This window comes from Variovorax sp. FG153, assembly GCF_057809595.1.
This window is the reverse complement of sequence record NZ_JBMDKG010000030.1, coordinates 95,394-104,625: the sequence shown is the minus strand read 5'-3', so window position 1 is coordinate 104,625 and position 9,232 is coordinate 95,394. Positions and strand designations below refer to the sequence as shown.

Below are 9,232 nucleotides of genomic sequence, written 5' to 3'. Positions count from 1 at the left end.
GCTGGCGCGCCAGCGCGAGCTGCGCCTGCTCGGCGTCGATCATGTTGCGGATGCGGGTCCAGACGGCCGGGTCGGGCACGACCGGGCTCTGCAGCTCGGTCATGCTGGCCAGTCGGCCCTGCCAGACCAGCGCGGCGGCGCGCACCGGCGCCTGTTCGCGCGCGAGGGTCTCGAAGCGGCGGCGCGCGCCGCCACGCAGGGTGCCGAGCGCGTGGCTCGCGGCCAGCAGCTCCAGCAGTTCGGGATGGGCGGTGAGTTTCATGGCGGGGCTACTTTCTCTGCGCCTACGCGAAGCGTCCCATGCAGACGCGCAGTTTCTCCAGGCCGCGCCGGATCCAGGTCTTGACCGTGCCCAGCGGCAGCTTGAGCTGGTCGGCCAGTTCGCCATGGCTGAGCTCGCGCAGGTAGGCCAGGCTGACCACCTCGCGCTGCCGGCCCTCGAGCTGGCTCAGGCACTGGTGCAGCGCCCAGGCCTGCTCGCTGGCATCGGCCGTGTCGGCCGGGTTCGGTGCCTCGGATTCGAGCGTGTCGGCCATCAGCTCGTCGAATTCCTGCGTGAGCTGGGCCCGGTCGGCGGTGCGGCGGCGCAGCAGGTCGAGCGCGCGGCTGCGCACGATCAGCCCGAGCCAGGCCAGCGGCGGGCTCAGGCTGGCGCGGTAGTCGCCGGCCACGCGCCAGACGGTGAGAAAGCTCTCCTGCAGTACGTCCTCGGCCCATTCGCGCTGCCGGACCACGCGCATCGCGAGGCCCATGAGCTTCGGGGCGGTCCGGTCGTACAGGATGCGCAGGGCGGCTTCGTCGCGATGGCCGATCCGGTCGATCAGCGCCATCAGCTCGGCGTCGGGGCTGGGTGCGGTCATTCGCCGATTGTGGGGCATCGCTTTGCATCCCTGGAATACGGCCGCGCGGCGGCGCCGGATTCAACCGGCCTTGCGCGCGTGCTGAATCCGTTCGGCCGTCGCGCGCGTACAGGGGCAGGAGGCCGTCGAAACGTACGACAACAACGGACCGCTTCTTCTTTCACCTCTCCCGAAGCCGATCTGAAAAAGGAAACGATCATGCATATCCGCACCCTGAACGCCCTGGCCGCCGCGCTGGCCGTGGTCGGGCTCGCCGCCTGCTCCGGCATGGGCGCCAAGCCCGCCGCGACGTTCTCGCAGGCCTCCCTGCCCGACGCGGTGAAGGTGCCGGCCGGCCACATGGTGGTCATGGAAACCGTGGGCACCGGCGATATCACCTACGAATGCCGCGTCAAGGCCAACGCCGCCGGCCAGTACGAATGGTTCTTCGTCGGCCCCGATGCCAAGCTCTGGGATCGCGGCGGCAAGCAGGTCGGCAAGTACTACGGTCCGCCGGCCACCTGGGAAAGCGCCGACGGTTCGAAGGTCACGGCCACGCAGGTCGCCGTCGCTCCGAACGGCAGCGGCAACATCCCGCACCAGCTCGTGAAGGCCAATCCGGCCACGGGCGCCGGCGCGATGCAGAACGTGAGCTACATCCAGCGCGTGGCGACCCAGGGCGGCGTCGCGCCGGCCGCGGCCTGCGGCGCCTCGAACATGGGCCAGAAACAGGTCGTCAAGTACCAGGCCGACTACATCTTCTACCGCGCGGGCTGAGCCTCGCGCCGCCATCGCGAAGACCGGGGCGTGCCCCCGGCTTCCGGTGGCTTTTGCGCGCGCGAACCACCCATTTGGGTGGGCGTTGGAAACATTTGCGAACGTATACTGCCCCGCACATAGAACAGCAGCGGGAGCGCCGAGGCGCGCGGGGTGGAGCATGAGGAACATCGCGATCGTGATCGCGCGCCGCGTGGGCGCGTGCCATGGCTTCATCGGCGGGCGCGCGCGTGCGCCGATGGCCAGCCGCTGCGAGGCCCGGACAGCGGGGGCCGCGCCATGAGGGCCCATGACCGCCGGCTCGACGACGAGCCGCCCGCGCCACCGCCGTTCTGGCACCGCCTCAACAGCTTCTTCGCCTTTCCCTTCCAGATGCGCCCGCTCATGTACGGGCTGGCGCTCGCGCTGTGCAGCCTGCTGTTCGAGGCGGTGTTCTTCCTGCCCGACGTGCTCGCGATCCTTCTGATCGAGCTGGGCATCGTGCTGGCCGCGAGCCGCTACGGCTTCAAGGTGGTGGCGCTGGGCTCGCGCGGCATCTGGCGCTCGGCCGACTTCCCGCGCACGCTCGACGACGGGTGGGTCAACCTGCCGTGGAAGCTGTTCGCGATCTCGCTGGTGCAGGGCATCGCGATCGGCGCGCTGGCCAGGCTCGATCCGATGCTCGCCACGGTCGGCGTGTTCGTCATGTCCTTCACCTTTCCGGCCGCGGTGATCGTGCTGGTGCAGTCGTGCAGCTTCTTCCAGGCGATGAACCCCGGCTACGTGTGGGAGACGATGCGCATCATCGGCTGGCCCTATGCGCTGCTGTGCTTCTTCCTGTTCCTGCTGAGCACCGGCGCGCAGATCGCGATCGCCATGCTGCTGCCGGTGATCGACGGGCGCATCGCGCTGCCGATCATCAACTTCGCTTTCATCTACTTCGGCTGGGTGATGGCCAGCCTGCTGGGCTACGTGATGTACCAGCACCATGCGGCACTGGGCATCGACCTGCTGCCCGGCGGCGGCGTGGACGACGGCGCGCCGGTGGACCGCCGCACGCCCGAGCAGATCGCGGCGCAGCGCCTCGACGCCGAGGTCGCGCAGTGCATCACCGAGGGCGACCTCGCGGCCGCGCTCGGCCTCGCCTACGAGGCGCAGCGCACCGCGCCTTCGGACGACCTCGCGGCGCAGCGCCGCTACCACCGCGTGCTGGCGCTCGTGCCCGACAAGAAGGACGCGATGCTCGACCAGGCGCGCCGCTTCATCCCGCTGCTGATGCGACGCGACCTCGCGTCCGAGGCGCTCAGGGTGTTCAAGGCCTGCCGCGAGAAGGACAAGGCCTTCGCGCTCGAGGACCCCGCGATGGTGATCGCGATGGCGCGCGCCGAATGGCGCGGCGGCGATGCCCACGGCACGCTGGCGCTGCTCGCGGGCTTCGACCGGCGCTTCCGCGGCCATGCCGCGATCCCGCAGGCCTACGAGCTGGCCGCGCGCGTGCTGGTGCAGGGGCTGGGCCGTTCGGACATGGCGCAACCGATCCTGACCACGCTCGAGAACCGCTACCCGGACAGCGAGCAGACGCAGGAGGTGCGCTGGCTGCTGCGGCCGGCGCCGGGCGTGGCGGCGTCGGCCTGAGCGGCCTCAGCTCTCCTTCCAGCCCCCGCCCAGCACCTTGTAGATCGTGAGCCGGTTGGTCTGCTCGGTGAGCTGCAGGCCGATCAGCGTCTGCTGCGCGGCGTAGTAGGCGCGCTGCGCATCGAGCACGTCGAGGTAGCTGCTGGCGCCGCTGCGGAACAGCGACTGCGACAGCGAGAAGCTGCGCGAGGTGGCGTCGAGCAGCGAGCGCTGCGCGTCCAGCCGCTCGGCCAGCGTGCGGCGCTCGGCCAGCGCATCGGCCACTTCGCGGAACGCGGTCTGCACCGTCTTCTCGTAGCTCGCGAGCTGGATCTTCTGCTGCGCCTCGGCCACGCGCAGGTTGGCGCGGTTGGCGCCGCCGTCGAAGATCGGCACGCTGATCGAGGGCGCGAAGCTCCAGGCGCTGCTGCCGCTGGCGAACAGGCCCGACAGCGTGCTGCTGGCCGTGCCCGCCGAGGCGGTGAGCGCGATGCGCGGGAAGAAGGCGGCGCGCGCGGCACCGATGTCGGCGTTGCTCGCGCGCAGCGCATGCTCGGCCGCGAGCACGTCGGGCCGCTGCTGCAGCACGCTCGAGGGCAGGCCGGCCGGCGGCACCAGCAGCCGCGCGGCGGGCGCGGGCTCGGCGGGGGCGGCCGTGGCCGTGCTCGGGTCGGTCGCGGCCGGCGTGGGCAGCAGCTCGGCCGGCGGCGTGGCGCCGACCAGCAGCGCGAGCGCATTGCGGTCCTGCTCGACCTGGCTGTCGAAGGCGGCCGCGTCGGCGCGCGCCGCGTCGACCGTGCTCTGGGCCTGCGCGAGCGCGAGGCCCGACTGCGCGCCCAGCCCATGGCCGCGCTGGATCAGGTCGAAGGAACGGCGCTGGCTCTCGAGCGTGTGGCGCGCGAGCTGCAGCCGCTGCTCGTCGGCCGCGAGCTGCAGCCAGGCGGTGGCGACCGAGGCCACCAGGCTGATCTGCGTGCCGCGCTGCGTGGCCTCGGTCTGGAAGAAGCTCTGCAGCGCCGACTCGCTCAGGTTGCGCACGCGGCCGAACAGGTCGATCTCGTAGCTCGTGAGGCCGAGGTCGGCGCTGTACTGCGTGGCGTAGCGCGGCTCGCCGCCGGTCGAGAGGCTGCCCGGCGTGCGCGAGCGGCTGCCGCCGGCGCCGGCGTCGATGGTGGGAAAGAGCCCGGCGCGAGCGATGCCGTACTGGGCGCGCGCGCGCTCGATGTTGAGCGCGGCCACGCGCAGGTCGCGGTTGTTGGCGAGCGCGAGTTCGATGACGGCGCGCAGCTTCGGCTCGACGAAGAAGTCGCGCCAGCCCGCGTCGAGCGGCGTGGTGGCTTCGACGTTGGCCGAGGGCAGGGTCTGCGGCACCGGCAGCGCGGGCGCCTGGTAGTCGGGCGCGAGGTTGACGCAGCCCGCGAGCACGGCGGCGGCGACGAGCGTCAGCGAACGCAAGGGGAGGGCGTGGCGCATCAGTGGCCTCCTTGCCCGGCGGTCTGCGCGGGTGCGAGGGGCTCGTCCTTCGGCGCGGGCTTGCGCCGCCCCGCGAGCCAGCCGCGGATCAGCGCGAAGAACAGCGGCACGAAGAAGATGCCGAGCGCGGTACCGACCACCATGCCGCCGAGCACCGCGGTGCCGATCGACTGGCGGCCGCCCGCGCCGGCGCCGGTGCCGATGGCCAGCGGCAGCACGCCGAAGCCGAAGGCCAGCGAGGTCATCAGGATCGGGCGCAGCCGCAGGCGCACCGCCTGCAGCGTGGCATCGAGCACGCTCCTGCCCTGTTCCTGCAGCTGCTTGGCGAACTCCACGATCAGGATCGCGTTCTTCGACGACAGCCCCACGGTGGTCAGCAGGCCGACCTGGAAGTACACGTCGTTGCTCAGGCCGCGCAGGCTGGTGAACAGCAGCGCGCCCACGATGCCCAGCGGCACCACCAGGATCACCGAGAACGGCACCGACCAGCTCTCGTAGAGCGCGGCAAGGCAGAGGAACACGAACAGGATCGAGATCGCGTAGAGCAGCGGCGCCTGCGCGCCCGACAGCCGCTCCTGGAACGAGGCGCCGGTCCATTCGTAGCCGATGCCCGGCGGCATCTGCTTCATCACCTCCTCGACCGCGGCCATCGCGTCGCCCGAGCTCACGCCCGGCGCGGCATCGCCCACGAACTCGTAGCTCGGGCTGCCGTTGTAGCGCTGCAGCTGCGGCGAGCCGTAGCTCCAGCGCGAGCTCGAGAAGGCCGGGAACGAGACCATCTGGCCCAGGCTGTTGCGCACGCTCCAGCGGTCGATGTCCGAGGGCAGCATGCGGAAGTCGGTGTCGCCCTGCATGTAGACGCGCTTCACGCGGCCCTTGTCGAGGAAGTCGTTGATGTAGGTGCCGCCCATGGCGCTCGACAGCGTGCTGTCGATGTCGGCGGTCGCCAGGCTCAGCGCGCCGGCGCGCGCATCGTCGATGTCGACCGCGAACTCGGGCGTGTCGTCGAGGTTGTTGCTGCGCACGTTCGCCACCTCGGGCCGCTGGCCCAGCAGCTCGATGGCCTGGTCGCGCGCCTTCACGAGCGCGTCGTGGCCCAGGCCGTTGATGTCCTTCAGGTGGAAGTTGAAGCCGGCATTGGCGCCCAGGCCGCGCACGGCCGGCGGCAGCAGCACGAAGATGCGCGCGTCGCGCACGGTCGACAGGTCCTTGTTGGCACGGCGCGCGAGTTCGGCCGCCGACTGGCCCTTGCCGGTGCGCTCGGCCCAGTCCTTGAGCTTGACGAAGGCGCGCGCCGAGCTCTGGTCGCCGTTCTGGCCGGTGATGACGTTGACGCTCAGCACCTCGGGCTGCTTGGCGAAGTACTGCTGCACCTGCTGCGTCACGGGTTGCAGCCGCGCGTTCGAGGCGCCCGGCGGCAGCGTCACCTGCACCTGCAGGAAGGCCTGGTCCTCGTCGGGCAGGAAGGAGGTCGGCAGCCGCATGAAGAGCAGCGCCATCACCCCCGCGATCAGCAGGTAGACCACCAGGCTGCGCTTGCCGCGCCGCACGATGCCGCCGACCACGCCCTCGTAGCGCGCGGCGTTGCGGTCGAAGCCGCGGTTGAAGGCCGCGAAGAAGCGGTCGACCCGGCCCAGCAGGCCGGCGCGCGGCGCCGCATGCCCGCCCTTGGCGACCGGCTTGAGCAGCGTGGCGCACAGCGCGGGCGTGAGCGTGAGCGCCACGAACACCGACAGCGCCATCGCCGAGACGATGGTGATCGAGAACTGGCGGTAGATCACGCCGGTGGAGCCGCCGAAGAAGGCCATCGGCACGAACACCGCCGACAGCACCAGCGCGATGCCCACCAGCGCGGGCGTGATCTCGGCCATCGACTTGCGCGTGGCCTCCTTGGGCGAGAGCCCTTCCTCGTGCATCACGCGCTCGACGTTCTCGACCACCACGATGGCGTCGTCCACCAGGAGGCCGATCGCCAGCACCATGCCGAACATGGTGAGCGTGTTGATCGAGTAGCCGGCCATCGACAGCACGCCGAAGGTGCCCAGCAGCACCACCGGCACGGCGATCGCGGGGATCAGCGTGGCGCGGAAGTTCTGCAGGAACACATACATCACCAGCACCACCAGCAGCATGGCCTCGAGCAGCGCCTTCACCACCTCGTCGATCGAGGCGCTGACGAAGGGCGTGGTGTCGTAGCTCACGAAGGTCTGCAGCTGGTTCGGGAACAGCGGCTTGAGCTCCTCGACCTTGGCCTTCACGGCCTCGGCCACCTGCACCGCGTTGGCGCCATCGGCCAGCACCACGCCGAGGCCGGCACCGGGCCGGCCGTCGAGCTGCGAGCGCACCGTGAGGTTCTCGGCGCCGAGCTCGACGCGCGCCACGTCCTTCAGCCGCACCACGGCGCCGTCAGGCGTCACGCGCAACACCACGTTCTCGAACTGCTCCGCGGTCTGCAGCTTGCTGCGCGCGGTGATGGTGGCGTTGAGCTGCTGCTGCGCCGCCGCCGGCAGCGCGCCGAGCTGGCCGGCCGACACCTGCGCGTTCTGCGCCGTGATGGCGGCGTTCACGTCCGAGGGCATCAGCGCGTACTTGCGCAGCTTGTCGGGGTCGAGCCACAGCCGCATGGCGTAGCCGGTGCCCAGGGTCTGGACCTCGCCCACGCCGTCGATGCGGCTGATCACGTCGACCAGGTTGCTGCTGATGTAGTCGCCCACGTCCACGGCCGAGGCGCTGCCGTCGCCCGAGAACATCGAGACGATCATCAGGAAGTCGTTGCCGCCCTTGGTGACGGTGACGCCGCGGCTCTGCACCTGCTGCGGCAGCCGCGACATGGCCTGCTGCAGCTTGTTCTGCACCTGCATCTGGGCCACGTCGATGCTGGTGCCGGGGTTGAAGGTCAGCGACAGCCGGGCCACGCCCGAGGAGTTGCTGGTCGACTGCATGTACAGCAGGTTGTCCAGCCCCTTGAGCTGCTGCTCGATCACCTGCGTGACCGAGTCCTCGACCGTCTTGGCCGAGGCGCCGGTGTAGGTGGCGTTGATCGACACGCGCGGCGGCGCGATGTCGGGGTACTGCTCGAGCGGCAGCGTGCGGATCGCCATCAGGCCCGCGAGCATGACGACGATGGAGAGCACCCACGCGAAGATGGGTCGGTCGATGAAGAACTGCGCCATGGCCCGACCTCAGCGCGCCACGGGATCGGTGGCGGCGTCGGCCGCGTCGGGCGCGACGGCGGCCACCGGGCCGGCCGCGGCGCGGGCGCCGAGGTCGACCACCTTGACCTTGTCGCCGACCTTCACGCGCTGCGAGCCCTCGGTCATCACGCGGTCGCCGGGGGCGAGGCCCTCGAGCACCTGCCAGCGCGTGCCGATCGCGCGGCCGACCTGGATCGGGCGCTTCGCGACCTTGTTCTCGGCATCGATCACCAGCGCCGAGGCGCTGCCGTCGGGCGCGCGCGTCACGGCCTGCTGCGGCACCAGCAGCGCGGCGGCGTTCACGCCCTCCTGCAGCACGGCGCGCACGTACATGCCGGGCATCAGCAGCCGGTCGGGGTTGGGCACCACCGCGCGCAGGGTCACGCTGCCGGTGCCGGCATCGACGGTGACGCCGCTGAAGGTCAGGCGACCGGGGTGCGGGTACTTGCTGCCGTCCTCGAGCACCAGCTGGATGCGCGCCTCGGCATCGCTGGCGCGCTGCAGCCGGCCGCTGGCGAGCTCGCGCTTCAGGCGCAGCAGCTCGCTGCTCGACTGGGTGACGTGCACGTGGATCGGGTCGAGCTGCTGCACCGTGGTCATCGCGGTGGCCTGGTTGGCCGTGACCAGCGCGCCCGGCGTGACGCTCGAGAGCTCGGCCCAGCCGCTGATCGGCGAGGTGATGCGGGTGTAGCCGAGCTGGATGCGCGCGGTCTGCTCGGCCGCGCGCGCCACGCCGAGGTCGGCCTCGGCCTGCTGCTCGGCGGCCTGCGATTCGTCGAACACCTGGCGGCTGATGGCGTCGATCTTCACCAGCTCGGCATTGCGGCGCGCCACGGTGCGCGCGGTGGCGAGCGCCGACTCGGCCTTGCGCACGCTGGCCTGCGCGCTGGCATGGGCCGCCTGCAGCGAGGCCGGGTCGAGCTGGTAGAGCACCTGGCCGGCCTTGACCTGCGAGCCTTCGGTGAACAGCCGCTCCTTGAGGATGCCGCCGACCTGCGGCCGGATCTCGGCGATGACCGGGGCCGCGGTGCGACCCGGCAGCTCGGTGCTCAGCGCCAGCGTCTCGTGCTTGAGCGTGACGGTGCCGACTTCCCGTTCGGGCGCCGCGGCCGCCGCCGGCTTTGGTGCGGCGGCCTCGTTGCGCGAGCAGCCGGCGAGCGTGATGGCGGCGGCCAGCGCGAGGGCTGCGATGGGCAGCGGGAAGGGACGGCGTAGGTGATCGGGCATGGGCAGGGGGAAGTGACGAAGGCCCCAAATGGAGCGAACGGGCGCTCCCGAGTTCAATGCGGCGGGAGGCCGGAAGCGAGCTTTACAGAGAGGCCCTGCAAGTCCAGTGCCAAAGATTGACAAAGTCCT

General features: G+C 71.1%; 6 protein-coding genes and 1 pseudogene. 2 read left to right on the top strand and 5 right to left on the bottom strand.

Features of this window, described 5'->3' with window-relative positions:
- Positions 1-262: pseudogene (locus ACODT0_RS27530) on the bottom strand (anti-sigma factor); the annotation flags it as partial.
- Positions 263-284: 22 nt separating this feature from the next.
- Positions 285-860 (bottom strand): RNA polymerase sigma factor, encoded by a 576-nt coding sequence (locus tag ACODT0_RS27525; protein WP_296730687.1) that lies wholly within the window; start codon positions 858-860, stop codon positions 285-287.
- Between the two features lie 198 nt (positions 861-1,058).
- Here ACODT0_RS27525 and ACODT0_RS27520 point away from each other — a divergent pair, with 198 nt between their 5' ends.
- Both ACODT0_RS27520 and ACODT0_RS27515 read left to right on the top strand, forming a co-directional pair.
- Positions 1,059-1,616, top strand: a complete 558-nt coding sequence (locus tag ACODT0_RS27520) for a DUF3455 domain-containing protein (protein WP_261208774.1) — start codon at positions 1,059-1,061, stop codon at positions 1,614-1,616.
- 279 nt (positions 1,617-1,895) lie between these two features.
- Positions 1,896-3,230: a tetratricopeptide repeat protein gene (locus ACODT0_RS27515; RefSeq protein WP_489042786.1), complete on the top strand. Its 1,335-nt coding sequence runs from the start codon at positions 1,896-1,898 to the stop codon at positions 3,228-3,230.
- 6 nt (positions 3,231-3,236) lie between these two features.
- Here ACODT0_RS27515 and ACODT0_RS27510 read toward each other — a convergent pair whose 3' ends face one another.
- From ACODT0_RS27510 to ACODT0_RS27500, 3 genes are read right to left on the bottom strand one after another with little or no spacing between them, the layout of a single operon-like run.
- Positions 3,237-4,682 carry an efflux transporter outer membrane subunit gene (locus ACODT0_RS27510; protein ID WP_413764266.1) on the bottom strand — a complete coding sequence of 482 codons (1,446 nt, stop codon included), beginning with the start codon at positions 4,680-4,682 and terminating at the stop codon, positions 3,237-3,239.
- Positions 4,682-7,855, bottom strand: coding sequence for an efflux RND transporter permease subunit (locus ACODT0_RS27505; protein WP_261208770.1), 3,174 nt, complete (start codon positions 7,853-7,855; stop codon positions 4,682-4,684). Before ACODT0_RS27505 ends, ACODT0_RS27510 begins: the two co-directional genes overlap by 1 nt.
- A 9-nt stretch (positions 7,856-7,864) precedes the next feature.
- Positions 7,865-9,103, bottom strand: a complete 1,239-nt coding sequence (locus ACODT0_RS27500; protein WP_057592329.1) for an efflux RND transporter periplasmic adaptor subunit — start codon at positions 9,101-9,103, stop codon at positions 7,865-7,867.
- Positions 9,104-9,232: the final 129 nt, after the last annotated feature.

What these genes read in the sequence shown, in the direction of transcription:
- ACODT0_RS27505 (WP_261208770.1), bottom strand. Translation starts at nt 7,855, where the DNA reads ATGGCGCAGTTCTTCATCGACCGACCCATCTTCGCGTGGGTGCTCTCC.
- ACODT0_RS27520 (WP_261208774.1), top strand. Translation starts at nt 1,059, where the DNA reads ATGCATATCCGCACCCTGAACGCCCTGGCCGCCGCGCTGGCCGTGGTC.
- ACODT0_RS27515 (WP_489042786.1), top strand. Translation starts at nt 1,896, where the DNA reads ATGAGGGCCCATGACCGCCGGCTCGACGACGAGCCGCCCGCGCCACCG.
- ACODT0_RS27510 (WP_413764266.1), bottom strand. Translation starts at nt 4,682, where the DNA reads ATGCGCCACGCCCTCCCCTTGCGTTCGCTGACGCTCGTCGCCGCCGCC.
- ACODT0_RS27500 (WP_057592329.1), bottom strand. Translation starts at nt 9,103, where the DNA reads ATGCCCGATCACCTACGCCGTCCCTTCCCGCTGCCCATCGCAGCCCTC.
- ACODT0_RS27525 (WP_296730687.1), bottom strand. Translation starts at nt 860, where the DNA reads ATGACCGCACCCAGCCCCGACGCCGAGCTGATGGCGCTGATCGACCGG.